Below are 24,370 nucleotides of genomic sequence, written 5' to 3' on the forward strand. Positions count from 1 at the left end.
ACCCGGCCCGCCCCGGGCTTGTTTTCAGCCCGTCCGGCGCTTGAGGACATCTTTGACCGCAACGGTCACGATCGGACCGCAACCCCTCTCAAGCCCGTCCGGCGATTGAGGACATCTTTGACCCGCACGGGCAGGCCCGAGCCACACCCAGCCCGTCCGGCGCTTGAGGACATCCGTGAGCCGCGCCCGCGCAACGGGCGGACGGTGTTAGCGGTCGCTCGTCTTCAGGGAGAGCCACAGCTCCATGCGGACGTCCGGGTCGTCCAGGGAGCGTCCCAGGATCTCCTCCACCCGGCGCATCCGGTAACGGAGCGTGTGGCGGTGGACGCCCAGGTCCGCGGCCGCGGCGTCCCACTGCCCGTGCCGCGACAGCCACGCCCGCAAGGACGCCACCAGGTCACCGCGCCCCTTCGCGTCGTGCTCGTACAGCGCCCGCAGCAACCCATCCGCGAACGCCCGCACCGCGTCGTCCGCGAGGAGGGGCAGGATCGAGCCCGCCGCCAGCTCCTCGTGCTCGACCAGCACCCGCCCCCGCCGCCGCGCCACCGACAGCGCCGCCTCGGCCTGTTTGTACGCCCCGCCCACCGCGATGGGCCCCGTGGGCGCCGAGAGCCCGATCACCACGTCGTCCGGCGCGGCCGCCGACAAGGACGCCACCACCGCGCCCCCGTCCACCGCGAGCACCGCGAGCCGCTCCCCGTCGGGGACCGCGAGCACCGCCTCCCCCGCCCGCGCCCCCGCCGCCTCCAGCGCGTCGGAGAGGGCCTCCAGCGTGCCGGGCTCGGTGCTGTCGGACTCCGGTTCGGCGATCAGCAGGCGGAAGGGCGCGTCCAGCAGCCCGCCGTACAGCTCGCCCGCCACCGACCGCGCGTGGTCGGGCTGCCCCGACAGCAGCATCGTCAGGACCGCCGCGCCGAGCCGCTGCTCGGCCTCCTGGAGGGCCCGCGACCGCGCGGTCGTGAGCGTGAGGAGCGCGACCGCCGAGTGCACGGCGTACCGCTCGGCGGTGCCCAGCGCCGCGCCCGTACCCACCGCCAGCGCCCCGCCGACCCGCCGCCCCGTCCCCAGGGACTGGAGCTCGACCCGGTCCTCCGCCCCCTCGCCGTGGCCCGTGTGCCCGACGACCACGCTCGCCGGCGCCGGCCGCTCCCGCAGCCGGTCCACGTCCGCCGTCAGCCGGGCCGCGCGCCGCGCCGCCCACTCGGGCGCGGCGGCGACCACCGCGCCGGTCGCGTCGTACAGCGCCGCCCAGCCGTCCACGTACGCGGCGAGCCGGGTGAGCAGCACGGCGGGCCCGTCGGCGAGCGCGGCGCGGGTCAGTTCGCGCTGGGCCTCGAAGCCCGCTGTCACCGCCCGGTACTGGTCCGCCGAGATCGCCGCGGAGACGGCCTTGCTGATCGCCAGGAAGGGCGTGCGCCGGGGCACTTCGAGCAGAGGCAGCCCTTCGACGCGCGCCGCCGTGAGGAGCGCCTCGGGGACGTCGTCGTAGTTCACGCCCACCGCGAAGCCGAGTCCCGCGACCCCCGCGCCGACGAGCCGTCGTACGTACGTGGTCATGGCCTGCGGGTCCTCGGCGTCGAGGGTGGTGGCGGTGACGAGGAGCAGCTCGCCGCCCTCCATGTACGGCACCGGGTCGGCGAGCTCGCTGGCGTGGGCCCAGCGCACGGGCGTGCGCAGCCGGTCCTCGCCCGCGCGGACGGTGAGGTGGAGGGCCGAGTGCTGCACGAGCGAGGCGAGCGTGGGCGGCATGGCGGGACCGTAGGCCTTTGTCTGGGAACGTCGGGGACGTCCGGGAAACCGGCGGGCGAGTACGCCGTCCCGTACGAACGGCGTTCCCCAATCCTGCCAGCTTGTACGAACCCCGTACCCGGCTCAGCCGCCCAGATCCACCAGCAGCGGCGGCGCGTGCTCGCCGCCCACCGTGCGCAGCGACAGCACGGCGTGGCCGGCGGGGACCGCGTGGGCGAGGTCGGAGGCGGACCAGCGTTCGCGTTCGACCTGGCGTACGGTCACCGCGTCCGTCGTCACGGCCTTGCCGGTGACCAGCTTGCGGAAGGCGTGGATGGCCCGGGTCAGGGGCTGGTCGGCGAAGACCGTGCGCTGGGTGACGTCCCGGGTCTCGACCCATTCGGTGCCCCACGCCTCGGCGAACCGCTTGCCGTCCCAGGTCGTGATCCCGGAGAACGCCATCCGGCATCCGACGGCCCCGAGCAGGGAGGTGTGCAGTGCTTCCGGTACGTCGTCGAGCGTACGGAGGGTGAGCACGGCGCCCGCGTTGGCGGACCGCAGGCGCTGTACGCCGCGCAGTGTCTCGGCGGTGAGGGTACGGGTGGCGTCGTCCAGGACGAGGCAGGCGAAGAGCGAGCGGTCGGCGCGGACGGCGGCGTTGGCGGTGAACTGGGCGAGGATGAGCCGCGCCAGCATCCGGGAGGCCTCGGCGTGGCCGCGCTCGGGGAGGTCGATGCGGACCCGCAGCGGGTGCTCCAGGGTGCGCAGGGAGAAGGGCCTGGTCCGGCCGCTGGTGTCGAAGAACCCGGCGAAGGCGGGGCGGTCGAGCAGGGCGATCCGGTCGGCGAGCGCGGGCCCGGGGTCGCCGGGGGTGCCCGACTGCCGTTCCCTGGTGTCGAGTTCGCGGCGCATGCCGTACTGGCCCTTGGTGTCGAGCGCTTCGCGCAGGGCGGCCAGGGCGGTGGGTTCGCCGTCGAGCAGTTCGCGCAGTTCCGGTACGGACGGCAGGCGGTCGTGGGCGGCGCGGAAGGGGCCGAGGAGCTGCGCGAGGGCGGTGGTGGCGCGCCGGCCGTCGGTGTCGGCGAGGTCGCCGACCAGGCCTTCGGCCAGGAGGGTCGCAGCCTCGTCGGGGTCGTTGGTGCCGCCGTAGAGGTCGAGGTCGTACACGGAGGCGGGGTCGCCGAGGCCGACGACGACGTCGTACGCCTCGTCGGGGCCGAGGCGGGTGCCGGTGGCGCAGACGGCGATGACGGCGGCGCGTCCGGCGAGGGCCTGGAGGGCGAGGGACTCGACGACGGGGCGGACGACGGCGCGGGTCTTGCCCGCGCCGGGCGGGCCGACGGCCAGCAGCGAGGTCCCGAGGAGGTCGGGGTCGAGGGCCAGTCCGGTGCCGCGGCGGGCGTACGGGTTGCGCTGCCCGTCCTGGACCGTGCCGAGGAGGACCTGACGCCCCAGCAGGTCGTGGCGGGCGGCGCGGACGGGGAGGTCGCGGGCGTGGGAGGGGTGGACGCAGGCGGCGGCGCCGTGGGCGCGGACCTCGTCGGTGAAGGCGGTGAGGCGGGAGGGGTCGGCGCGTACGGACTGCCAGGCGCGGCGGATGCGGGTGTAGTCGACGTCGTTCATCCGCCCGTCGCGCACCTCGGCGGCGAGCCGCGCGGCGGTCTCGCCCTGCCCGGCGGCACGCAGCTCGGGCCACTCGGCGAGATCGTCCTCGGGACCGGGCGGAACGGGGACGGGAACGCCCGCCCCGGGCCGCGGCCCGAAAGCGCGCCGGGCCAGCTCGGCCCAGCGACCGAGGCGGCCGAAGACGACGGCCATCACGATGATCATCAGTGCGTAGTAGACCTTGAGCGAGGTCTCGCCCGTGGTCGTTCCCGGCCAGGAGTCGGGGGTGAACGCGAGGAGCGGCCACACCCAGATGCTGCCGAGATAGCCGTTGTAGATCAGCGACCAGAGCAGCACTCCCGCCAGGAGCGAGATGAGGGCGCCGCTGACCAGCTGGCGCAGGGGGGCTTTCTCCGGTTCCCGCTCCGCCCGTACGACGTGTCCGTACGCCCAGGTCCCCGGACCCGCGTCGACGCGCGGGACATGCAGCCAGTCACGCAAGGTGGGGCCGATGACGGGCCGGTGTTCGGGGGCGGGCGGCGGCTCCACGGGCCCGGGCCGGGGGCCGGCGGCGGCCGAGGGGGCCACCGGCGGGGGCGCGGAGGGCGGCAGGGGCGGTGGCGGCCCCGCCGGGCGCGGCACGGAGTGGGCACGGGGACCGTCGGAGTTGTCCCACCCGTCTCCCGGTGAACCGGCCCGCCCCGTTGAACCGGCCCGCGCATCCCGTGCGTCGTACGTGCCGTCGGTGTCCATGAGCTCCTGCCCCCTGACCAGCCAGGACCGATCCGCGTGTGCGCCGTCTCGTCTCGACGTATTGCAACCGCAATACGTCGAGACACAGTATGGCGACTACCCGGCGTCAGCGCGTGGTTGACCGGTCCGCGCCCGCCCGGGTGTCGCCCCCTCCCCGCCCCTAACCACCCCCCTATGTCCGTCGCGGACAAACGACACGGGTGGATCCCTACCGAACGGCGCATGCCCGGGGCGGCCCGGCGCGCCTAGCCTGCGGGAGAGCGCCGCGTCCACGTCCGCGTCCCGAGCACCGCCGGAACACCCCCCAGGAGCCCCTCATGACCGCCATCCCGCAGGAGCGCCGTCTTGTCACCGCCGTCCCAGGACCCCGGTCGCTGGAGTTGCAGGCCCGGCGCGAGGCCGTGGTCGCCGCCGGGGTGGCGTCCACGCTGCCCGTGTTCGCCGCGCGGGCCGGGGGCGGGATCCTGGAGGACGTGGACGGGAACCGGCTGATCGACTTCGGTTCCGGGATCGCGGTCACCACCGTCGGCGCCAGCGCCGAGGCCGTCGTGCGCCGGGCCACCGCGCAGCTCGCGGACTTCACCCACACCTGTTTCATGGTCACGCCGTACGAGGGGTACGTCGAGGTCTGCGAGAAGCTCGCCGAGCTGACCCCCGGCGACCACGCGAAGAAGTCCGCGCTGTTCAACTCGGGCGCCGAGGCCGTCGAGAACGCCGTGAAGATCGCGCGCAGTTGGACGAAGCGCCAGGCGGTGGTGGTGTTCGACCACGCGTACCACGGCCGTACGAACCTCACGATGGCGCTGACCGCGAAGAACATGCCGTACAAGAACGGCTTCGGGCCGTTCGCCCCGGAGATCTACCGGGTGCCCGTCGCCTACGGCTACCGCTGGCCGACCGGCCCCGAGAACTGCGGCGCCGAGGCGTCCGCGCAGGCCATCGACCAGATCACCAAGCAGATCGGCGCCGAGAACGTCGCCGCGATCATCATCGAGCCGGTCCTCGGCGAGGGCGGTTTCATCGAGCCGGCGAAGGGGTTCCTGCCCGCGCTGGCGCGGTTCGCGAAGGACCACGGCATCGTGTTCGTGGCGGACGAGATCCAGTCCGGCTTCTGCCGTACGGGCCAGTGGTTCGCGTCCGAGGACGAGGGCCTGGTGCCCGACCTGGTCACCACGGCGAAGGGCATCGCGGGCGGCCTGCCGCTCGCCGCCGTGACCGGCCGCGCGGAGATCATGGACGCGGCGCACGCGAGCGGGCTGGGCGGTACGTACGGCGGGAACCCGGTGGCCTGCGCCGCCGCGCTCGGAGCGATCGAGACGATGAGGGAGCTGGACCTCGTCGCGAGGGCCCGGCGCATCGAGGAGATCATGAAGGGCCGGCTCTCCGCGATGAGCGAGAAGTACGACGTGATCGGGGACGTCCGGGGCCGCGGCGCGATGATCGCGATCGAGCTGGTGAAGGACCGGGGCACGAAGGAGCCCGACCCGGCGACGACCGGCGCGCTGGCGAAGGCGTGCCACGCGGAGGGGCTGTTGGTCCTCACCTGCGGGACGTACGGCAACGTGCTGCGCTTCCTGCCGCCGCTGGTGATCGGCGAGGACCTGCTGAACGAGGGCCTGGACGTCCTGGAGTCGGCGCTCGCCGCGCTCCCGGGCGCGTCCTAGGACGGGCCCTAGGGGCGCGGAACGACACTCATGGTCGGTAACCGCTGGTCAGAGCCTGTGAAGAAGGTGTGCGGGGGCCATGGGGGCCGCGCTTTCCCGCTGTCCGTCCTCCCCGCCCTGACGTACGGTTTGTGCAGATGAGAGAAACACCCCGCTCGCAGGGGACTGCGGGCGACACCGGATCGGGGCGTCCCCAGCACCGTTCCGGCCGTGCCTTCGCGCACACCACCGGGGCTTCTGGCTCCGGGTCTCCTCATGGATCGGACGGCCGCACGGCCCAAACCCCCCGGGGCGTGCGGCACACCGGTCCCGTCGGCCGCCCTGGAACCACCCCCCCTGTTCCAGGGCGGCCGCTTTCTCTCCTCTTCTCCGCGGTCCGCTCCGGCTTCCGGTCGGGCCTCTCCGCCTTCGTCTCCGTCTTCTCCGTCCCGCGCCGCCCGTGGCGTTCCCGGCGTACGTGGGGCTTCGCTCTGTGCGCGGTCCTCTTCGCCCTGGTCACCTGGCGGGCCGCCACCGACGGGCCCGTCCGCCGGGCCGACGAGCGGCTGGAACTGTCCCTCGCCGGTCACGGGCCCCGGCCGCTGACCGAGTTCTTCGCGGATCTCGGAAGCGTCGTGGTGGCCGTGCCCGTCCTGGCCCTGGCGCTCGGGTACGTGGTGTGGCGGGGGCGGCGCGACCGCGCGCTCGCGGCGGCCCTCACGATGGTGGCCGTGCCCCTGCTGGTCGTCCCGCTCAAGTTCGGGATCGACCGGCGGGGGCCGCTGACCGACGCCACCGGGTACTACCCGTCGGGCCACACGGCGACGGCGATGGTCGCGTACGGCGCGGCGGCGCTGCTCCTCGCCCCGTACGCGGGCCGGAGACGTACGGTGCCCGTCGCCGTCCTGCTCACCCTGGCGACGGGCACCGGTCTTCTCCTGCGGGGCTACCACTGGCCGTTGGACGTCCTCGGCAGCCTGGCGCTCGGCGGGATACTGCTGCTCCTGCTGGACCGGGCGCTGCGGGGAGCGGACTCCCGGCGCGCCCGGCGGTCGGCGGGTGTCGGGCCGGTCAGGGGAAGTACGCGTCGAAGTTCCGCGAGAACTCCTGGCCGTTGAAGCGGTCCCAGTTGATCGACCAGGTCATCAGGCCGCGCAGCGCGGGCCAGGTGCCGTGGGTCTGGTAGGAACCGCAGTCGGTCTTCTTCGTGAGGCAGTTCAGCGCCTTGTTGACCTCGGCCGGGGTGGTGTAGCCGTTGCCCGCCTGGGTCGAGGCCGGGAGGCCGATGGCGACCTGGTCGGGGCGCAGCGCCGGGAAGACCCGGGAGGTGTCGCCGGCCACCGGGAAGCCGGTGAGCAGCATGTCGGTCATGGCGATGTGGAAGTCGGCGCCGCCCATGGAGTGGTACTGGTTGTCGAGGCCCATGATCGGGCCCGAGTTGTAGTCCTGGACGTGCAGCAGGGTGAGGTCGTCGCGCAGGGCGTGGATGACCGGCAGGTAGGCGCCGGCGCGCGGGTCCTGGCCGCCCCAGGGGCCCGAGCCGTAGAACTGGTAGCCGAGCTGGACGAAGAACGTCTCGGGGGCCATGGTCAGGACGAAGCCCGCGCCGTACTTGGCCTTGAGGGTCTTGAGCGCGGAGATCAGGTTGACGACGACGGGGGTGGTGGGGTTGCGGAAGTCGTTGTCGCCGGTGTTGAGGGACAGGGAGTGGCCCTCGAAGTCGATGTCGAGGCCGTTCAGCCCGTACTCGTCGATGATCTTCGAGACGGACGAGACGAAGGTGTCGCGGGCGGCGGTCGTGGCCAGCTGGACCTGGCCGTTGGCGCCGCCGATGGAGATCAGCACCTTCTTGCCGGCGGCCTGCTTGGCCTTGATGGCGGCCTTGAAGTCGGCGGCGGACTCGACGTTCGGGCACTCGGTGACGGGGCAGAGGTTGAACCGGATGTCACCGGAGGTCACCGAGGTGGGCTCGCCGAAGGACAGGTTGATGACGTCCCACGAGGCGGGCACGTCGGCCATGCGGGTGTAGCCGGAGCCGTTGGCGAAGCTGGAGTGCAGGTAGCCGACGAGGGCGTGCGCGGGCAGGGTCGTACCGCCGCCTCCGCCGCCCGAGGCGCTGGTGGTGGCCGAGACAGCGGAGGAGAGCGCCGAGGCGCCGCCCGAGTTGGTCGCGGCGACCTGGAAGCTGTACGCGGTGGACGCGTTGAGCCCCGAGACGGTCGCGGAGGTGCCGGTGACGTCGAGGGCCTTGGTGCCGCCCCGGTAGACGCTGTAGCCGGTGGCGCCGGTGACGGCCGTCCAGGAGAGGCTGACCGAGGACGAGGTCACGCCGGTGGACCTGAGGCCGGTGGGGACGGCCGGGGGCTGGACGGGGGTGCCGCCGGGGCCGACGAGCGTGAGGTCGTCGGCGTAGTAGGCGGGGGTGCCGTACCAGCCGTTGAGGTAGATCGTCACGGACCGGGTGGAGGGGCCCGAGCGGAAGGTGGTGGTGAGCTTCTGCCAGTCGGGCGCGGACTGCGTCCAGGTGGAGACGTCGGTGGTGCCGGTGCCGGAGGCGCCGAGGTAGACGTAACTGCCGCGGACCCAGGAGCTCAGCGTGTACGTCGAGTCGGGCTGGACCGTGACGGTCTGGGAGCACTTGGCGTTGTCGTTGCCCGCGGGCGTGCCGCGCAGGGCGCCCGAGCCGGCGTGCACCGGGGTGGTGACGGCCGCGCCGCTGCCGGCCGTACAACTCCAGCCGCTCAGGCCGGACTCGAAGCCGCCGTTGGCGGCGACGTCCACGTCGGCGGCCTGCGCGGTCTGGGCGGTGGCGACGAGGCCGCCCGCGGTGAGAAGGGCGGCCGCGAAGGCTGCCACCAGTCTGGGGTACCGGCCACGGCGTCTGGTGCGTTCCACAACTGCCTCCGGGCATGGGGGAAAAGAGGGGGCGGGTGGCGACAGCATGGTCCAGACCAATTGATGTGGTCAATACCTCTGGTGGCATCGATCGCGCTACGCGCCGTTCTCCCGCACGCCACCCCCCTGACCTGCCGCGGCCTCGTGCATGGCCAGTTCCAGCAGCGCCGGATCGGTCAGGGTGCCCGAGCCGTCCGGCGGGATCAGCCAGCGCACCCCGCCGCGGGCACGCCCCGGGTACGGCACGACGATCCAGGTGCCGTCGCCCGCGCCGCGCACCCCCGTACCGAGCCAGCGGGTCGCCGTGCCCGGGGGCACGAAGAACCCCATGCGGGCGTCGCCGAAGTCGGCGAGGACCGGTCCCGGCCGGTCGACGAGCCGGGTGAGCACGTCGAGCGTCGGATAGCCCAGCTCCCCCGGCAGGATCAGTACGTCCCAGCGCCTGCCGGCCGGCAGCAGCGCCACCCCCAGCGGGTTGCGCTCCCACTCCCACCGGCAGGCGTCGGGATCCGGTGCCACCGAAACCAGCCACTCCACCGCGCTCTTGGCCGCCGAGCCAGTCATCTGTCCGGCCTCCCCTCCGTGTTGTTGGACAGTACGTCCATACGGGGAGAGACACGGGTGGCGCCGGATGATGACGCGGGTTCGGGCGGGCAATCGGGAGAAGCGGCCCAACGGGCTCTCGGTGGGGGCGGATCGCGGGTCAGCTGTCGAAGCCGAGTCCCAGCCGGTCCATCGTCCGCAGCCACAGGTTGCGCCGCCCGCCGTGCGCGTCGGCGCGTGCCAGCGACCACTTGGTGAGGCCGATCCCGGCCCAGGCGGCGGGTTCCGGCGGGAACGGCAGCGGTTTGGTGCGCACCATCTCCAGTTCGGTGCGTACGGTCCGCTCCCCCGCCAGCAGGTCGAGCATCACCTCCCCGCCGAAGCGCGTCGCGCCGACCCCGAGGCCGGTGTAGCCGGCGGCGTACGCGACCCTCCCGTCGTACGCCGTGCCGAAGAAGGCCGAGAAGCGCGAGCAGGTGTCGATGGCCCCGCCCCAGGCGTGGCTGAAGCGGATCCCCTCCAACTGCGGGAAGCAGCGGAAGAAGTGGGAGGCGAGTGTCAGGTACGTCTCCGGGCGCTGGTCCAGGTCGGCGTCGAGCCGCCCTCCGTACGGGTAGACCGCGTCGTAACCGCCCCACAGGATCCGGTGGTCGGCGGTGAGCCGGAAGTAGTGGAACCGGTTCGCGCTGTCGCCGAGCCCCTGGCGGTTGCGCCAGCCCACGGAGGCGAGTTGGGCCTCCGTCAGCGGCTCGGTCGTCAGGGCGTAGTCGTACACCGGCACCGTGTACGGCCGCACCCGCTTGACCAGCGAGGGGAAGACGTTGGTGCCGAGGGCGACCCGGCGGGCGAAGACCCGGCCGTACGGGGTGCGGACGGCCATGCCGGTGGCCGTGCGGGCCAGTTCCAGGCCGCGGGTGTTCTCGTAGATCCGCACGCCCAGGGCGGTGACGGCCCGTTTCAGCCCCCAGACCAGCTTCGCCGGGTGCAGCATGGCCACCCCGCGGGGGTCGTGCAGGCCGCCCAGGAACGTCGGCGAGTCGACCTCGGCCCTCACCGCGTCCCGGTCGAGCAGTTCCAGCCCGGTGACACCCGCCTTCACCGCCGCCTCGTACGTCTCGCGCAGGTCCGCCAGTTGGTACGGCTCGGTCGCCACGTCGATCTCGCCGCTGCGCTCGAAGTCGCAGTCCAGCGAGTAGCGGGCGACGGCCGCCTCGATGGCGTCGAGGTTGCGCGCGCCCAGCTCTTCGAGGACGTCCAGCTCGCCGGGCCAGCGGGCGAGGCCGTTGCTGAACCCGTGGGTGAGCGAGGCGGCGCAGAAGCCGCCGTTGCGGCCCGAGGCGGCCCAGCCCGCCTCGTGGCCCTCGATCAGCACGACGTCACGGTCCGGGTCGCGCTCCTTGGCGAGGAGCGCGGTCCACAGCCCGCTGTACCCGCCGCCGACGACCAGCAGGTCGCAGCGCTCGTCGCCGGTGAGGGCGGGCAGGGCGCCGGGGCGGCCGGGGTCGTCCAGCCAGTACGAGAGGGGTCGCGCGTCGGACAGTGAGGCGGCGGCGGTACGCATGGCACGTGGGGCCATGACTTCCAACTCCCTCGGAGCTCTCGGGTGGCGGGGTTCTCAGGTGGTGGCGGCACTCTTCCGCCGGCGGTTGCCGATCAGCTGGCCGGCGCCCACCAGCGCCACGGCGATGACGAACATGGCCGTGCCGATGACGTTGATCTGCACCGGCGTGCCGCGCTGCGCCGATCCCCAGACGAACATGGGGAAGGTGACGGTCTGGCCGGCGTTGAAGTTGGTGATGATGAAGTCGTCGAACGACAGCGCGAACGCGAGCAGCGCGCCCGCCGCGATGCCGGGGGCGGCGATCGGCAGGGTGACCCGTACGAACGTCTGCACCGGCCCCGCGTAGAGGTCGCGGGCCGCCTCTTCGAGCCGGGGGTCCATGGACAGGACCCGCGCCTTGACCGCCGTCACCACGAAGCTGAGGCAGAACATGACGTGGGCGATGAGGATGGTGGTGAAGCCCAGCTGGGCGCCCAGGTTGAGGAAGAGCGTGAGCAGCGAGGCCGCCATGACCACCTCGGGCATCGCCATCGGCAGGAAGATCAGCGAGTTGATCGCGCCGCGCGCCCGGAACCGGTAGCGGACGAGCGCGAAGGCGATCATCGTGCCGAGGACGGTCGCGCCGATCGTGGCGAAGGTCGCGAGCCGCAGCGAGAGGCTCAGCGAACCGCACAGGTCGGCGACCCCGCAGGGATCCTTCCAGGCGTCCAGGGAGAAGGTCTGCCAGGAGTAGTTGAAGCGTCCCTGGGGCTTGTTGAACGAGAAGACCATCACGACGACGTTCGGGACGATCATGTACGCGAGCGTCAGCAGGCCCGCGAGGACGACCAGGTTCCGCCTGATCCAGCGAACGGCACCCATCAGAGCAGTTCCTCCGTCCCCGCGCGGCGGATGTAGAAGGTGACCATCAGCAGGACGACGGCCATCAGGATGAAGGACAGCGCGGCGGCCGTCGGGTAGTCGAGGACCCGCAGGAACTGCGTCTGGATGACGCTGCCGATCATCTTGGTGTCGGTGGAGCCGAGCAGTTCCGCGTTGACGTAGTCGCCGCTCGCCGGGATGAAGGTGAGCAGCGTGCCGGAGACGACGCCCGGCAGGGAGAGCGGGAAGGTCACCTTGCGGAAGGTGGTCAGGGGCCGGGCGTAGAGGTCGCCGGCGGCCTCGTGGAGCCGGCCGTCGATCCGTTCCAGCGAGGTGTAGAGCGGCAGGATCATGAACGGCAGGAAGTTGTACGTCAGGCCGCAGACGACGGCCATCGGCGTGGCGAGGACGCGGTCGCCCTCGGTCCAGCCGAGCCAGCCGGTGACGTCCAGGACGTGCAGCGAGTTGAGGACGCCGACGACCGGGCCGCCGTCGCTGAGGATCGTCTTCCAGGCGAGGGTGCGGATCAGGAAGCTGGTGAAGAACGGCGCGATGACCAGCACCAGCACCAGGTTGCGCCAGCGGCCGGCCTTGAAGGCGATGAGGTACGCGAGCGGGTAGCCGAGCAGCAGGCACAGGATCGTCGCCGTGCCCGCGTACAGCAGGGAGCGCACGAACTGCGGGTAGTACTCCTGGAGGGCGTCCCAGTACGTCTGGAAGTGCCAGGTGACCTCGAAGCCCGCTTCGAGGGAGCCGGTCTGGACGGACGTCGAGGCCTGGTAGACGAGCGGCAGGGCGAAGAAGACCAGCAGCCAGAGGATGCCGGGCAGGAGCAGCCAGTACGGGACGAGCCGCTTGCGCCGCGAGACCTTGTGCAGCGGGATCTCTGCGGGTCCGGCGGCCGGCGGGGTGGGCGGTCCCGGGGGCGCGGGCGGTGCTTCGGTGGCGGTCACGAGGCGTCCCCGTCCGCCGTCTCCGTACCCCCGGCGCCCGTGGTCCCGGCGCGGAGGGACTGCGCGGCGTCCAGGCCGAAGGTGTGGGCGGGGTTCCAGTGCAGGACGACCTCCGCGCCGGGCACCAGGCGGGTGTCGCGCTCGATGTTCTGCGCGTACACCTCCAGCGCGGTGCCGGCCGGGCTGTCGACGACGTACTGGGTGGAGACGCCGATGAAGCTGGAGTCCACGATCCGGCCGGGGACGCGGTTGCGGCCGTCGGGGACGCTTCCCGCGTCGTCCGCGTGCGCCAGGGAGATCTTCTCGGGGCGTATGCCGACGAGGAGCGTCCCCCCGCTCGTCGTCGGCGCGGAACAGCGGGCCGCCGGGAGCACGAGCTTGGCGCCGCCGACCGTGACCACGACGTCCCCGCCGTTCTTCCCGGCGACCTCGGCCTCGATGAGGTTGGAGGTGCCGAGGAAGTTGGCGACGAAGGTGGTGTTCGGGTTCTCGTACAGGTCGGCGGGGCTGCCCAGTTGCTCGACCACGCCGCCGTTCATCACCGCGACCGTGTCGGCCATCGTCATGGCCTCCTCCTGGTCGTGGGTGACGTGGATGAAGGTGATGCCGACCTCGGTCTGGATCCGCTTGAGCTCCAGCTGCATCGTGCGGCGCAGCTTGAGGTCGAGGGCGCCGAGCGGCTCGTCGAGCAGCAGGACCTGCGGGTGGTTGATGAGGGCGCGGGCGACGGCGACGCGCTGCTGCTGGCCGCCGGAGAGCTGGTGGGGCTTGCGCCGGGCGAAGTCGCCGAGCTGGACGAGGTCGAGCATGTCGCCGACCTGCTTGCGTACGGACTTCACGCCGCGGCGGCGCAGGCCGAAGGCGACGTTCTCGTAGATGTCCAGGTGCGGGAAGAGCGCGTAGCTCTGGAAGACGGTGTTGACCGGGCGCTTGTACGGCGGCAGGTCGGTGACGTCCTTGTCGCCGAGGAACACCGAGCCGGTGGTCGGTTCCTCCAGGCCGGCGATCATCCGCAGGGTGGTGGTCTTGCCGCACCCGGAGGCGCCGAGGAGCGCGAAGAACGAGCCCTGCGGCACGGTGAGGTCGAGCGGCTTGACGGCGTGGAAGGAGCCGTACGTCTTGCTGATCCCGGTGAGGCGGACGTCGTCGCCGCCGTGGCCGGTGGGTGCGGTCTCTGTCATGGGTCACGATCCCGGGGGCTGGGAGGGAGGGGTCGGGGTTCGGGGGCCTCGGGGCTCAGGCGCCGATGAGCTTGGCGAACTTCCCCTCGTACGCCGTCTCTTCCTTGCTGCTGAGCGAACGGAAGGCGTGCGAGGCGGCCGCCATGGCCGCGTCCGGGAGGATCAGCGTGTTGTCCGCCATCGCCTTGTCGATCTTCGCCAGCTCCGGGCGTACCCCGTCCACCGGACAGACGTAGTTGATGTACGCGGCGAGCTGCGCGGCGATCGGCGGCCGGTAGTAGTGGTCGATGAGCTTCTCGGCGTTGGTCTTGTGCCGCGCCTTGGCCGGGACCAGCAGGTTGTCGCTGGAGATGATGTAGCCGCTCTCCGGGATGGCGAACTTGATGTCCGGGTTGTCGGCCTGGAGCTGGACGATGTCCCCGGCCCAGGCGACACACGCGGCGATGTCGCCCTTGTCGAGGTCGGCGGTGTAGTCGTTGCCGGTGAAGCGGCGGATCTGCTGGTTGTCGACGCCCTTCTGGAGCCGGGCGATCGCCGCGTCGAAGTCGTCGTCCGTGAACGAGCCGGGGTCCTTGCCGAGGTCGAGGAGGGTCATCCCGACGGAGTCGCGCATCTCGGAGAGGAAGGCGACCCGCCCCTTGAGCGCCGGGTCGTCGAGCAGCTGGCCGACCGACTCGACCTTGCGGCCCTTGGTCGCCTTGGCGTTGTAGGCGATGACGGTCGGGATGCCGGTCCAGGGGTAAGAGTAGGCCCGGCCCGGGTCCCAGTCGGGCATCCGGAACTGCTCGGCGAGGTTCGCGAACGCGTGCGGGAGGTTCGAGGGGTCGAGCTTCTGCGCGTACCCGAGCCTGATCATGCGGGCGGCCAGCCAGTCGGTGACACATATGAGGTCGCGGCCGGTGTCCTGGCCGGCCGCCAGCTGCGGCTGGATCTTGCCGAAGAACTCGACGTTGTCGTTGATGTCCGCCGTGTACTTCACCGTGATCCCGGTGCGCCGGGTGAAGGCCTCCAGCGTCGGGTAGTGCTTCTCGTCCTCGCTGGTGTCCATGTACTCGGTCCAGTTGGAGAAGACGACCCGCTTCTCCTTCGCCGAGTGGTCGGTGGACGCCGGACCGTCCTCGTCCCGTTTGGCGGGCGGGATGCCGCAGGCGCTCAGACCGGCGAGGCCGCCGATCGTGAGCGCGCCCACGCCGGTGGCGCGCAGCACCGAGCGGCGGGTGAGGGCGCCCCTGCCACGGGCCAGGGTGCGCCGCATCGCGGCCAGTTGGGCGGCCGACGGACGGTCGGGCTCGTACTGCTCCATGCGCTGTGCCCTTTCGGGTGGTGGTGACGGCCGGATCCGCGCGGGCTAGGGGCGGTCCCCGAAGATCGTGCGGTGCCAGTCCTTCCGTGCGACCGCGGTGTTGTCGAACATCACATGCTTGATCTGCGTGTATTCCTCGAACGAGTACGCGGACATGTCCTTGCCGTAGCCGCTGGCCTTGTAGCCGCCGTGCGGCATCTCGCTGATGATCGGGATGTGGTCGTTGACCCAGACGCAGCCGGCCCTGATCGCGCGGGTGGCGCGGCCCGCGCGGTAGACGTCGCGGGTCCAGACGGAGGCGGCGAGTCCGTACGGGGTGTCGTTCGCGAGGGCGAGGCCTTCGTCGTCGGTGTCGAAGGGCAGGACGACCAGGACAGGGCCGAAGATCTCGGCCTGGACGGCCTCGCTGTCCTGCGGCGCGTCGGCGATCAGCGTGGGCCGGTAGTACGCGCCGTCCTCGAACGCGCCGCCCGGCGCCTCGCCGCCGGTGACGACACGCGCGTAGCCGCGGGCCCGGTCGACGACGGCCGCGACGCGGTCGCGGTGGGCGTGCGTGATCAGCGGGCCGAGGTCGGTGGCCGGGTCGGCGGGGTCGCCGAGGCGGACGGTCCCCATGAGTGCGGCGACCCCGTCGACGAACGCCTCGTACAGGGGGCGTTGCACGTACGCGCGGGTGGCGGCGGTGCAGTCCTGGCCGCCGTTGATGAGCGCCCCGGCGACGGCGCCGTGGATCGCGGCCTCCAGGTCGGCGTCGTCGTGGACCAGGAAGGGGGCCTTGCCGCCGAGTTCGAGGTGGAGGCGGGTGACGGTGGCGGCGGCGATCTCGGCGACGCGCTTGCCGACGGGCGTGGAGCCGGTGAAGGAGGTCATCACGACGTCGGGGTGGGCGACCAGCCGCTCCCCCGCGTCGGGTCCCGCGCCGGAGACGATGTTGATCACCCCGTCGGGCAGTCCGGCCCGCTGGGCGGCCTGGGCGAACATCAGCGCGGTGAACGGGGTGATCTCGGCGGGCTTCAGCACGATGGTGTTGCCCGCCGCGACGGCCGGGAGGATCTTCCACGCGGCCATCTGGAGCGGGTAGTTCCAAGGGGCGATGGAGCCGATGACACCGAGCGCCTCACGGCGTACGTAGGAGGTGTGGTCGGCGCTGTACTCGCCGGCCGAGACGCCGTCGAGGTGGCGGGCGGCGCCCGCGAAGAACGCGGTGTTGTCGATCGTGCCCGGTACGTCGAACTCGGTGGCGAGCCTGACCGGTTTGCCGCACTGGAGCGATTCGGCGTACGCGAGCTCCCCGGCCTGTTCGGTGAGGACGGCGGCGAGGCGGTGCAGGGCGTCGGAGCGCTCGCCGGGGGTGGCGGCCGACCAGGAGGGGAAGGCGGCCTTCGCGGCGGCGACGGCGTCGTCCACGTCGGCGGCGCCCGCCAGTTCGTACGTGTAGACCTCTTCGCCGGTGGCCGGGTCGACGACCGCCTGCGTGCGCCCCGAGGTACCGGCGCGCAGGCGGCCCCCGACGAACTGCGCGCCGGCCGCGAAGCGGTCCCGTACCTGGAAGCGGTTGCCCATGACGCTCTCCGATGTCCCGGCCGGCGTTCCGGCGGTGCCCCGTACCGGCGGTACCGCACGCCGGCCGTGGTTCCCGTCGTTGTCCGGCTGTAATTGAGTGCCGATCCTGACAGAGCACGTCCACCTCAACAAGGGATTCCGTTGTTGCCTTTTGGTTACGCGACGGAATCGGTGGACCGTGTGTCGTGTCAGGGGGCTGATCGCCGTACGGACGCACGGGAACGGGGACAGGCATGGGAACGGGCAAGGACATGGGCGGGCACACGGGCGGCACGATCCGGACCGCCGACGAGCTGGTCAGCCACGTCGGGCGCGGCGAGACGGTGAAGTACCTGCGCTTCTGGGGGCACACCCCGAGGGCGGACGGCGCGCTGGGCGCGGGCTGTCTCAGCCAGTGGTGGCCGTCGCCGTTCACGGTGGACGGGGTGGAGTACGCGACGGCCGAACACTGGATGATGGCGGCCAAGGCCCGGCTCTTCGAGGACCCGGAGGCCGAGCGGCAGGCCGTGGCGGCGGCGAGTCCGGCGCTGGCGAAGAAGGCGGGGCGCCTGGTGCGCGGCTTCGACCAGGGGGTGTGGGAGCGCGAGCGGTTCGGTGTCGTGGTGGCGGGCAGCGTGCACAAGTTCGGGCAGGATCCCGCGCTGCGGGAGTTCCTGCTGAACACGGGCGCGCGGGTGCTCGTCGAGGCCAGCCCCAGGGACCGGATCTGGGGCATCGGGCTGTCGGCCCAGGACGAGCGCGCGGAGGACCCCGCCCGGTGGCGGGGTCTGAACCTGCTGGGCTTCGCGCTGATGGAGGCGCGGGAGCGGCTCCGGGCCTGAGGGTCACGGGTTCAAGGGACGGGTCACGGGTTCACGGGGTCACGAGCACCACGGACGAGGTGGAGAACGGGTCCTCCTCGGAGTCGAACGTGCTGTCGTCGGTGGTGACCACCCAGATGAACAGGGCGAGGAAGAGCGCGCCGAGCACGGTCGCGACCGAGCCCAGGATGATCCCCGCCAGCGCCACACCGCCGTTGTTCGCCTCGCCCCTGCGGGCCCGGCGGCGGCCGACGATGCCGAAGATCAGCGCGAGGACGCCGAGGATGATCCCGATGCCCCAGATGCACCCGATGACCAGCGCGACGATGCCGAGCACGAGCGCGGCCACACCCATCCCGTTCGCGGGAGGCTGCTGCCAGGCGCCGTTCCCGTACCCGGGGTAGCCGGGGTACGGGGCGGTGTTGCCCACGCCGGTGGCGTAGCCCGGGGGGTATCCGGCGTGGGTCCCCGCGGCGGGCGCCGCCGCCGGGTAGCCGTAGCCGGCCCCGGTGGCGGTGTCGTAGGTGCCTCCCGTACCGGTGGCGTACGGAGAGCCGTACGCCGGGCCGGCCTGCGGCGGGACCGCGGCGCCGGGGTAGCCGTACGGTCCCGGCGCCCCCGCGCCGGGGCCGCCGGGCGCGGGCGGCGGCGGGGGTACGGCGGCGGGCGGACCGCCGATCACGGTCGGCTGGTCGTGCACCGACCCGGCCGCGGGCGCCTGCTTGTCGAGCGGTACGCGCCGCTCGGGCGGAGCCCAGGGATCGTCGTCCGCGAAGCCGCCCGACGGCTGGTCATTCTGGTCCGGCATGGTTCCCCCCTACGTTGTCCCGTCATGGTAGGGCCTGCCCCGGGGCCCGGGAGGGCCCGGCCTACGATGTTCCCCGACCCGGTCGGCCCCCGGCAGAGGGCGGACACCCCGCCGCCGCGGCGCCGTCCGCCGCCGTACCCGCGCCACCTCCGGAGGTTCCACGATGACCGATCTGCACCCCTTCGTCGCGGGGCTGCCCAAGGCCGAGCTCCACGTCCACCACGTGGGCTCCGCCTCGCCGCGCATCGTGGCCGAACTGGCCGCCCGCCACCCCGACTCCGCGGTGCCCACCGACCCCGAGGCACTCGTCGACTACTTCACGTTCACCGACTTCGCGCACTTCATCGAGGTGTACCTCTCCGTCGTGGACCTGATCCGTACGCCGGAGGACGTCCGGCTGCTGACCTACGAGGTCGCCCGGGACATGGCGCGGCAGAACATCCGGTACGCGGAGCTGACGGTCACGCCGTACAGCTCGACCCGCCGGGGCATCCACGAGGTGGCCTTCATGGAGGCGATCGAGGACGCCAGGAAGGCGGCGGAGGCGGAGTTGGGCGTCGTACTGCGCTGGAGCTTCGACATCCCCGGCGAGGCCGGGCTCCAGGCGGCCGAGGAGACCGCGCGGCTCGCGGTGGACCTGCGCCCCGAGGGCCTGGTCTCGTTCGGGCTGGGCGGCCCCGAGATCGGCGTGCCCCGGCCGCAGTTCAAGCCCTACTTCGACCGGGCGATCGCCGCGGGCCTGCACTCCGTGCCGCACGCCGGGGAGACCACCGGGCCGGGGACCGTCTGGGACGCGCTGCGCGACCTGCGCGCCGAGCGCATCGGGCACGGCACCAGCTCCGTCCAGGACCCGGCGCTCCTCGCGCACCTGGCCGAGCACCGCATCCCGCTGGAGGTGTGCCCGACGTCCAACATCGCGACGCGCGCCGTCGCCGACCTCGACGAGCACCCGGTCAAGGAGATGGTCGCGGCCGGTGTGCTGGTGACGATCAACAGCGACGACCCGCCGATGTTCGGCACGGACCTCAACCAGGAGTACGGGGTGGCCGCGCGGCTGCTCGGCCTGGACGAGCGCGGGCTCGCCGACCTGGCGAAGAACGGTGTGGAGGCGTCGTTCCTCGACACGGACGGCAAGAAGCGGCTGATCGCGGAGATCGACACGTACACCTCCGCCTGGCTGGCGCGCTGAGCGCCGCCTGAGGCCACAATTGCTCCCATGCGCACGAAGCGGGACGAGCGACACGAGCGGGCCGGACGGGCCGGGCACGTACGACGGGCAGGACGGGACGCCGAAGGCCCGCGGGACGACGGCGAAGGCGGGCCGGGCACGCGCGAAGGCGGGCGGCCCGTCGTCGCCGTGGGGCACCGGGGTGATCCGTACCGGATCAGGGAGAACACCCTCCCCTCGCTGCGTTCCGCCCTCGCGCGCGGCGCGGACGCCGTCGAGTTCGACGTACGGCTGACCCGCGACGGGGTGCCCGTCCTGCTGCACGACGCGACGCTGGAGCGGCTCTGGGAGGACGAGCGGCGGCTGGCCGACCTGACCCTCGCCGAGGTGCGCGAGCACACGCGCGGCGGGGTGCCGACCCTCGCGGAGGCGCTGGCCGCCCTGCCCGGCGCGCGGCTGATGATCGATCTCCCGGGGGCCTTGGCGGCGGCGGTCCGTACCGTCGTCGGGACGGTACGGGACGGCGGCGCCGCCGACCGGGTGTACTACTGCGCATCCCCCACCGCGATGCTCGCCGTCCGGGCGGCGGACGCGGGCGCGGAGATCGCGATGACGTGGACCACGGTCGCCCCGCCCCGCCCCACCCTCCTCGACGCCGTGCGGCCGCGCTGGCTCAACTACCGCTTCGGCCTGGTCAGCGCGGAGCTGGCCGAGCGCAACCACCGCGACGGCCTGCTGGTCTCGGCCTGGACCGTCGACACGGCGCGCTCCATGCGGCGGCTGGTCGCCCGGGGCGTCGACTCGATCACCACCAACCGGATCGACGTCCTCGCCGCCCTCCTCGGCCCCGCCGCCCGCCCTGTCTCTCCCCCGACCCCTCACCTGGAGCAGTCGTGACCGACCAGGACCTCCCGGAAGGCGTGCGTTCCGACGTCGCGCAGAACGCCCGTGTCTGGAACTACTGGCTGGGCGGCACGGACAACTATCCGGTCGACCGTACGGTGGGCGACCAGATCACCAGCATGTACCCGTCCATCGGCGAGGTCGCCCGCGCCGACCGGGCGTTCCTCGGCCGCGCCGTCACGCACCTGACCCGCGACCTGGGCGTACGGCAGTTCCTGGACCTCGGCACCGGGCTGCCCACCGCCGACCACACCCACCAGGTCGCGCAGCGGATCGCCCCCGAGTCGCGGGTCGTGTACGTCGACAACGACCCGACCGTGCTGGCCCTGGCCCGGGTGCTGCTGACCAGCACCCCCGAGGGCGCCACCACGTACCTCGACGCGGACGTCCACCAGCCCGAGCAGATCCTCGCGGGGGTCGAACCGACCCTGGACCTGGGCAAACCGGTCGCGGTGATGATGCTGGGCATCCTGAACTTCGTGATGGACACGGTGGAGGCGCATTCGATCGTGGGCCGGATGATGGACGCCGTACCGTCCGGCAGCTACCTGGTCCTGACGCACCCGACGCTGGAGCTGGGCGGCGGCGGCAACGCGGAGGCCATGCGGTTCTGGAACGAGCACGCGTCGCCGCGGATCGTGGCCCGCGGCCGCGCGAAGATCCTGGCGCTGCTGAGCGGCCTGGAACTGCTGCCGCCCGGCCTCGTCTCCTGCTCGCGCTGGCGCCCGGAGCCCACGGCCGAGGACGGCGTCGGCGAGGTGGCGCAGTTCGGCGTGGTGGGACGCAAGCCCTGAACGCCCTGGCGGGCCCGCGTGCCCGGGCCGGCGGGACCCGGTGGGCGGGGGTGGCCGCCCGGCTGAGCGGCCGGGCGGGCCCCTGGGGCGTGGACGTCGGGGTCGCGCTGCTCGTCCAGGCCGCGGTGACCATCCCGTTCGCGGTCCCGCGCGCCGCCTCGCTGCCACCGGCCGACTGGCCCTCGTACGGTCTGACGACCCTCGGCGTCCTGCCGCTGGTGTGGCGGCGGCGCGCCCCGGTGACCGTCCTGCTGGCCGTGCTGGCGGCGCAGGCCCTGTACGGGCTGGCCTGGAACGGCCCCGGCCAGACCCTCCCGTACACGGCACTGCTGGCGGTCTACACGGTCGCCGCGCTGTCGCCCGCGCGCAGGCGCCTGCCGGCGGCCGCCCTGACCCTGGTGCTCATCTTCCCGTCCGTCGCGTTCAACTCCGGTGAGGCGAGGGAGCTGTTGTTCTCGCTGCTCGTCTTCGGCGCGGCGTACGCCTTCGGCCGGCTGAGCCGGATCCGGCGGGACTACACGGCTGCGGTCGAGGACCGGGCGGCCCAGTTGGAGCGGGCGAACCGGATCGAGGCCGAGCAGGCGACTGCGCGCGAACGGGCCCGTATCGCGCGGGAGATGCACGACATCCTCTCGCACGCCGTCAGTATCATGATCGTCCAGGCGGAGGCGGGTCCGGTGGCGGTACGGACGGCGCCGGAGCGGGCCGAGGCGGCGTTCGACGCGATCTCGGAGACGGGCCGCGACGCGATGGTGCAACTGCGCCGGATGCTGGGCGTGCTCCGCGAGGACGGGTCGGGCGGCGGCCGGGCGGCGGCGGAGCCCGCGCCGCCGCTGCACCCCCAGCCGACCCTGGCGGAGCTGCCCGGGCTGGTGGAGCGGGTGGCCGCGGGCGGGGTCGAGATCGGGTGCGTGACGGCGGGCCGGCCGCCGGCGCCGCTGTCGCTCGACACGCAGGCCACGGTCTACCGGGTGGTCCAGGAGGCGCTGACCAACGTGGTCCGGCACGCCGCCGCCGGCTCCGTCCTGATCCGGCTGGAGTACGGCCCCGACACCCTGGAGGTCACGGTCACCGACGACGGGCGCGGCCCCGGCGACTCCACGGGGCACGGGCTGGTCGGGGTCCGCGAACGGGTGGCCGCGCACGGCGGCACGGTCACGGCGGGCCCGGGTCCCGGGGGCCGGGGATTCCGGCTGGCGGTACGGCTGCCGCTCGTAGACTCCCGTACGGAGGTGGGGCGTTGACGATCCGGGTGGTGGTCGCGGACGACCAGGAGCTGGTACGGAGCGGGTTCGCGATGATCCTGGACGCGCAGCCCGACATCGAGGTGGTGGCGGAGGCGGGCGACGGCGCGGCGGCGGTCCGGGCCGTGCGGCGCCACCGCCCCGAGGTGGCGCTGCTGGACATCCGGATGCCGGGGACGGACGGGATCGAGGCGTGCCGGGCCATCACCTCGGCGGGCGGCTGCCGGACGGTCATGCTCACCACCTTCGACTCCGACGCGTACGTGTACGAGGCGCTGCACGCGGGCGCGTGCGGGTTCCTGCTCAAGGACGTCCGGCGGGACGATCTGGTGCACGCGGTACGGGTGGTGGCGGCGGGCGACTCGCTGCTGGCGCCGTCGGTGGCGCGGCGGTTGGTCGAGGAGTACGTACGGCGTTCCCCGGCGCCCTCGGCCGTGGCGGCTGCTTCCGCCCGGCCCGACGTCCTGACCGCGCGCGAGCACGAGACGCTGCTGCACCTGGCGCGGGGGCGGTCGAACGCGGAGATCGCGGCGGCGCTGACGCTCAGCGAGCACACGGTCAAGACCCATGTCGGCAACGTGCTGGCGAAGTTGGGGCTCCGGGACCGGATCCAGGCGGTGATCCACGCGTACGAGACCGGGCTGATCGCGGCCGGGCATCCCTCGGCCGGGGGAGAGCGGGCCGCCGACTCCCCCGTACCGGCGAGGGATTGAGGCGCCGGGACCGCTCGCCCGGGCGATCCGCCGGGGCGCCGTGGTCCGCAGGATGAGGAGGGCCGGCCAGTCGGCCCCGTCACCTGGAGACCACGCCATGAACACCCGTACCCGCACCACCCGCATCCGCACCGCCCGTATCCGCACCACCCGCATCCGCACCACCCGCATCCACGTCACCCTGGCCGCCGCCCTGGTCCTGGGGATCACGGCGGGATCCCCGGCCCCGGCCGCGCTCGCCGCACCGGACACCGCGCGGCACGCGCCCGGCGCCACCGCCGCCCCCGACGCCCGGGCCCTGCGCGCCGCCCTGGCCGGGCTGCCCGACGCCGACGCCACCGCCGCGCTCGTCCGGGTCGGCGGCACGGACGGCGTCTGGCGCGGCAGCGCGGGCATGCACGACCTGGCCTCGGGCGCGCCCGCCGACCCGCACGCCCGCTTCCGGGCCGGTTCGGTGACCAAGGTGTTCACGGCGGCGGTGGTGCTCCAACTGGCCGCCGAGCACCGGGTCGACCTGGGCCGGACGGTCCGCTCCTACCTGCCGGACCTGGTCCCCGCCGCGTACGGGCGGGTGACCGTACGGCAGTTGCTGAACCACACCAGCGGGATCCCGGCCGCCGACCTGCCGGGCACCACCCCCGAGGAGCGGTACGCGCACCGCTTCGACGTCCACGACCCCGCCGAGATGGCCGCCTCGGCCCTGGCGGAGGAGCCGGAGTTCGCGCCGGGCGAGCAGCAGCACTACCTGAACATCAACTACACCCTGCTGGGCCTGCTGACCGAGAAGGTCACGGGCCGCCCGTACGCCGACGAGGTGGCCCGCCGCGTGCTGCGCCCGCTCGGGCTGCGCGACACGTACGTCCCCGGCGCCGATCCCCGGATCAGCGGCCCGCACAACCACGGCTACCAGACGTTCGACCTCCCCGGCGGGGGCACGGAGCTGCGCGACGTGACGGTGTGGAACGCGACCGAGTCCTGGGCGGCCGGTGACCTCATCTCCAGTACGGCGGATCTGGAACGCTTCGTCCAGGCGCTGTTCCGGGGGCGGGTCGTCCCGCGTCCGCAGCTGGCGGAGATGTTCACGCTGCCCGCCGGGTCCGTGCGCCAGTACGGCTCGGGCGACCCGGCCGCGTACAGCGCGGGCCTGTCGGTCGTCACGCTCGGGGGCCGTCAGGTGTGGGGCAAGACCGGGAGCCGCTGGGGCTACACGACGGCGATCGGGGCGACCCGCGACCTCTCGCGCACGCTGGTCTACAGCGTCAACGCGACGGACGCGAAGGGCGAGGGGATGAACCCGAGGGCGCTGTCGCTGATGGTGGCGGCGTTCGGGGAGCCGTCCGCGTAAGGGGCA

The 24,370-nt window shown here is 73.0% G+C and carries 20 protein-coding genes; 9 read left to right on the forward strand and 11 right to left on the reverse strand.

Going from position 1 to position 24,370, the window contains the following annotated elements; genetic code table 11:
• Positions 1-207: 207 nt before the first annotated feature.
• Positions 208-1,749, reverse strand: a complete 1,542-nt coding sequence (locus HA039_RS08815) for a PucR family transcriptional regulator (RefSeq protein ID WP_167026337.1) — start codon at positions 1,747-1,749, stop codon at positions 208-210.
• A 123-nt stretch (positions 1,750-1,872) separates the two neighbouring features.
• On the reverse strand, positions 1,873-4,086 hold the full coding sequence (locus HA039_RS08820) for a type IV secretory system conjugative DNA transfer family protein (protein ID WP_167026340.1): 2,214 nt from the start codon (positions 4,084-4,086) through the stop codon (positions 1,873-1,875).
• A gap of 317 nt (positions 4,087-4,403) precedes the next feature.
• Between HA039_RS08820 and gabT the strand changes: the two genes are divergently transcribed.
• Together gabT and HA039_RS08830 are read left to right on the forward strand one after the other, a co-directional pair.
• Entirely contained in the window at positions 4,404-5,750 is a 1,347-nt protein-coding gene (gene gabT / locus HA039_RS08825) for a 4-aminobutyrate--2-oxoglutarate transaminase (protein ID WP_167026343.1), read from the forward strand.
• A 137-nt stretch (positions 5,751-5,887) separates the two neighbouring features.
• Positions 5,888-6,847 carry a phosphatase PAP2 family protein gene (locus HA039_RS08830; protein WP_167026346.1) on the forward strand — a complete coding sequence of 320 codons (960 nt, stop codon included), beginning with the start codon at positions 5,888-5,890 and terminating at the stop codon, positions 6,845-6,847.
• On the opposite strand, the gene HA039_RS08835 is transcribed toward HA039_RS08830, so the two are convergent.
• The 8 genes from HA039_RS08835 to HA039_RS08870 all read right to left on the reverse strand — a co-directional run bounded on the left by HA039_RS08835 (position 6,801) and on the right by HA039_RS08870 (position 16,589).
• Complete coding sequence (locus HA039_RS08835) at positions 6,801-8,624, reverse strand: chitinase (protein WP_208298572.1); 1,824 nt, start codon at positions 8,622-8,624, stop codon at positions 6,801-6,803. The two genes, HA039_RS08830 and HA039_RS08835, sit on opposite strands and share 47 nt — an antisense overlap.
• Positions 8,625-8,720: 96 nt before the next feature.
• Positions 8,721-9,188, reverse strand: coding sequence for a hypothetical protein (locus tag HA039_RS08840; protein WP_167026352.1), 468 nt, complete (start codon positions 9,186-9,188; stop codon positions 8,721-8,723).
• Between the two features lie 139 nt (positions 9,189-9,327).
• Entirely contained in the window at positions 9,328-10,743 is a 1,416-nt protein-coding gene (locus HA039_RS08845) for an NAD(P)/FAD-dependent oxidoreductase (RefSeq protein WP_167026355.1), read from the reverse strand.
• Between the two features lie 39 nt (positions 10,744-10,782).
• Entirely contained in the window at positions 10,783-11,589 is an 807-nt protein-coding gene (locus HA039_RS08850) for an ABC transporter permease (RefSeq protein ID WP_167026358.1), read from the reverse strand.
• The gene (locus HA039_RS08855; RefSeq protein ID WP_167026361.1) at positions 11,589-12,542 is read right to left on the reverse strand and encodes an ABC transporter permease; all 954 of its coding nucleotides are present in this window, start codon (positions 12,540-12,542) and stop codon (positions 11,589-11,591) included. Before HA039_RS08855 ends, HA039_RS08850 begins: the two co-directional genes overlap by 1 nt.
• Positions 12,539-13,723, reverse strand: coding sequence for an ABC transporter ATP-binding protein (locus tag HA039_RS08860; RefSeq protein ID WP_167026364.1), 1,185 nt, complete (start codon positions 13,721-13,723; stop codon positions 12,539-12,541). The genes HA039_RS08855 and HA039_RS08860 overlap by 4 nt, the downstream gene beginning before the upstream one ends.
• 55 nt (positions 13,724-13,778) lie before the next feature.
• Positions 13,779-15,026, reverse strand: coding sequence for a polyamine ABC transporter substrate-binding protein (locus tag HA039_RS08865; protein WP_167026367.1), 1,248 nt, complete (start codon positions 15,024-15,026; stop codon positions 13,779-13,781).
• Positions 15,027-15,071: 45 nt separating this feature from the next.
• The gene (locus HA039_RS08870) at positions 15,072-16,589 is read right to left on the reverse strand and encodes a gamma-aminobutyraldehyde dehydrogenase (protein WP_167026370.1); all 1,518 of its coding nucleotides are present in this window, start codon (positions 16,587-16,589) and stop codon (positions 15,072-15,074) included.
• A 251-nt stretch (positions 16,590-16,840) separates the two neighbouring features.
• On the opposite strand from HA039_RS08870, the gene HA039_RS08875 reads away from it, so the two are divergent.
• Positions 16,841-17,410 (forward strand): NADAR family protein, encoded by a 570-nt coding sequence (locus HA039_RS08875; RefSeq protein ID WP_167036445.1) that lies wholly within the window; start codon positions 16,841-16,843, stop codon positions 17,408-17,410.
• Between the two features lie 31 nt (positions 17,411-17,441).
• On the opposite strand, the gene HA039_RS08880 is transcribed toward HA039_RS08875, so the two are convergent.
• Entirely contained in the window at positions 17,442-18,197 is a 756-nt protein-coding gene (locus HA039_RS08880; RefSeq protein WP_167026373.1) for a DUF4190 domain-containing protein, read from the reverse strand.
• Positions 18,198-18,360: 163 nt separating this feature from the next.
• On the opposite strand from HA039_RS08880, the gene HA039_RS08885 reads away from it, so the two are divergent.
• The 6 genes from HA039_RS08885 (at position 18,361) to HA039_RS08910 (ending at position 24,364) form a co-directional block, all read left to right on the forward strand.
• Entirely contained in the window at positions 18,361-19,386 is a 1,026-nt protein-coding gene (locus HA039_RS08885) for an adenosine deaminase (protein WP_167026376.1), read from the forward strand.
• 27 nt (positions 19,387-19,413) lie between these two features.
• The gene (locus HA039_RS08890; RefSeq protein WP_167026379.1) at positions 19,414-20,262 is read left to right on the forward strand and encodes a glycerophosphodiester phosphodiesterase; all 849 of its coding nucleotides are present in this window, start codon (positions 19,414-19,416) and stop codon (positions 20,260-20,262) included.
• Positions 20,259-21,062 (forward strand): SAM-dependent methyltransferase, encoded by an 804-nt coding sequence (locus tag HA039_RS08895; RefSeq protein ID WP_167026382.1) that lies wholly within the window; start codon positions 20,259-20,261, stop codon positions 21,060-21,062. Before HA039_RS08890 ends, HA039_RS08895 begins: the two co-directional genes overlap by 4 nt.
• Positions 21,063-21,112: 50 nt before the next feature.
• Entirely contained in the window at positions 21,113-22,306 is a 1,194-nt protein-coding gene (locus tag HA039_RS08900; RefSeq protein WP_243869291.1) for a sensor histidine kinase, read from the forward strand.
• Positions 22,303-23,019 (forward strand): response regulator transcription factor, encoded by a 717-nt coding sequence (locus HA039_RS08905; RefSeq protein WP_167026385.1) that lies wholly within the window; start codon positions 22,303-22,305, stop codon positions 23,017-23,019. Before HA039_RS08900 ends, HA039_RS08905 begins: the two co-directional genes overlap by 4 nt.
• A 97-nt stretch (positions 23,020-23,116) precedes the next feature.
• The gene (locus HA039_RS08910) at positions 23,117-24,364 is read left to right on the forward strand and encodes a serine hydrolase domain-containing protein (RefSeq protein WP_167026388.1); all 1,248 of its coding nucleotides are present in this window, start codon (positions 23,117-23,119) and stop codon (positions 24,362-24,364) included.
• Positions 24,365-24,370 lie beyond the last annotated feature (6 nt).

The organism is Streptomyces liangshanensis (genome assembly GCF_011694815.1).
Classification (GTDB): domain Bacteria; phylum Actinomycetota; class Actinomycetes; order Streptomycetales; family Streptomycetaceae; genus Streptomyces; species Streptomyces liangshanensis.

Coding starts and splice junctions, on each gene's coding strand:
- HA039_RS08865 (WP_167026367.1), bottom strand. CDS start 15,026: ATGGAGCAGTACGAGCCCGACCGTCCGTCGGCCGCCCAACTGGCCGCG.
- HA039_RS08875 (WP_167036445.1), top strand. CDS start 16,841: ATGGGCGGGCACACGGGCGGCACGATCCGGACCGCCGACGAGCTGGTC.
- HA039_RS08910 (WP_167026388.1), top strand. CDS start 23,117: ATGAACACCCGTACCCGCACCACCCGCATCCGCACCGCCCGTATCCGC.
- HA039_RS08845 (WP_167026355.1), bottom strand. CDS start 10,743: ATGGCCCCACGTGCCATGCGTACCGCCGCCGCCTCACTGTCCGACGCG.
- HA039_RS08815 (WP_167026337.1), bottom strand. CDS start 1,749: ATGCCGCCCACGCTCGCCTCGCTCGTGCAGCACTCGGCCCTCCACCTC.
- HA039_RS08830 (WP_167026346.1), top strand. CDS start 5,888: ATGAGAGAAACACCCCGCTCGCAGGGGACTGCGGGCGACACCGGATCG.
- HA039_RS08860 (WP_167026364.1), bottom strand. CDS start 13,723: ATGACAGAGACCGCACCCACCGGCCACGGCGGCGACGACGTCCGCCTC.
- gabT (WP_167026343.1), top strand. CDS start 4,404: ATGACCGCCATCCCGCAGGAGCGCCGTCTTGTCACCGCCGTCCCAGGA.
- HA039_RS08850 (WP_167026358.1), bottom strand. CDS start 11,589: ATGGGTGCCGTTCGCTGGATCAGGCGGAACCTGGTCGTCCTCGCGGGC.
- HA039_RS08870 (WP_167026370.1), bottom strand. CDS start 16,589: ATGGGCAACCGCTTCCAGGTACGGGACCGCTTCGCGGCCGGCGCGCAG.
- HA039_RS08885 (WP_167026376.1), top strand. CDS start 18,361: ATGACCGATCTGCACCCCTTCGTCGCGGGGCTGCCCAAGGCCGAGCTC.
- HA039_RS08880 (WP_167026373.1), bottom strand. CDS start 18,197: ATGCCGGACCAGAATGACCAGCCGTCGGGCGGCTTCGCGGACGACGAT.
- HA039_RS08890 (WP_167026379.1), top strand. CDS start 19,414: ATGCGCACGAAGCGGGACGAGCGACACGAGCGGGCCGGACGGGCCGGG.
- HA039_RS08840 (WP_167026352.1), bottom strand. CDS start 9,188: ATGACTGGCTCGGCGGCCAAGAGCGCGGTGGAGTGGCTGGTTTCGGTG.
- HA039_RS08820 (WP_167026340.1), bottom strand. CDS start 4,086: ATGGACACCGACGGCACGTACGACGCACGGGATGCGCGGGCCGGTTCA.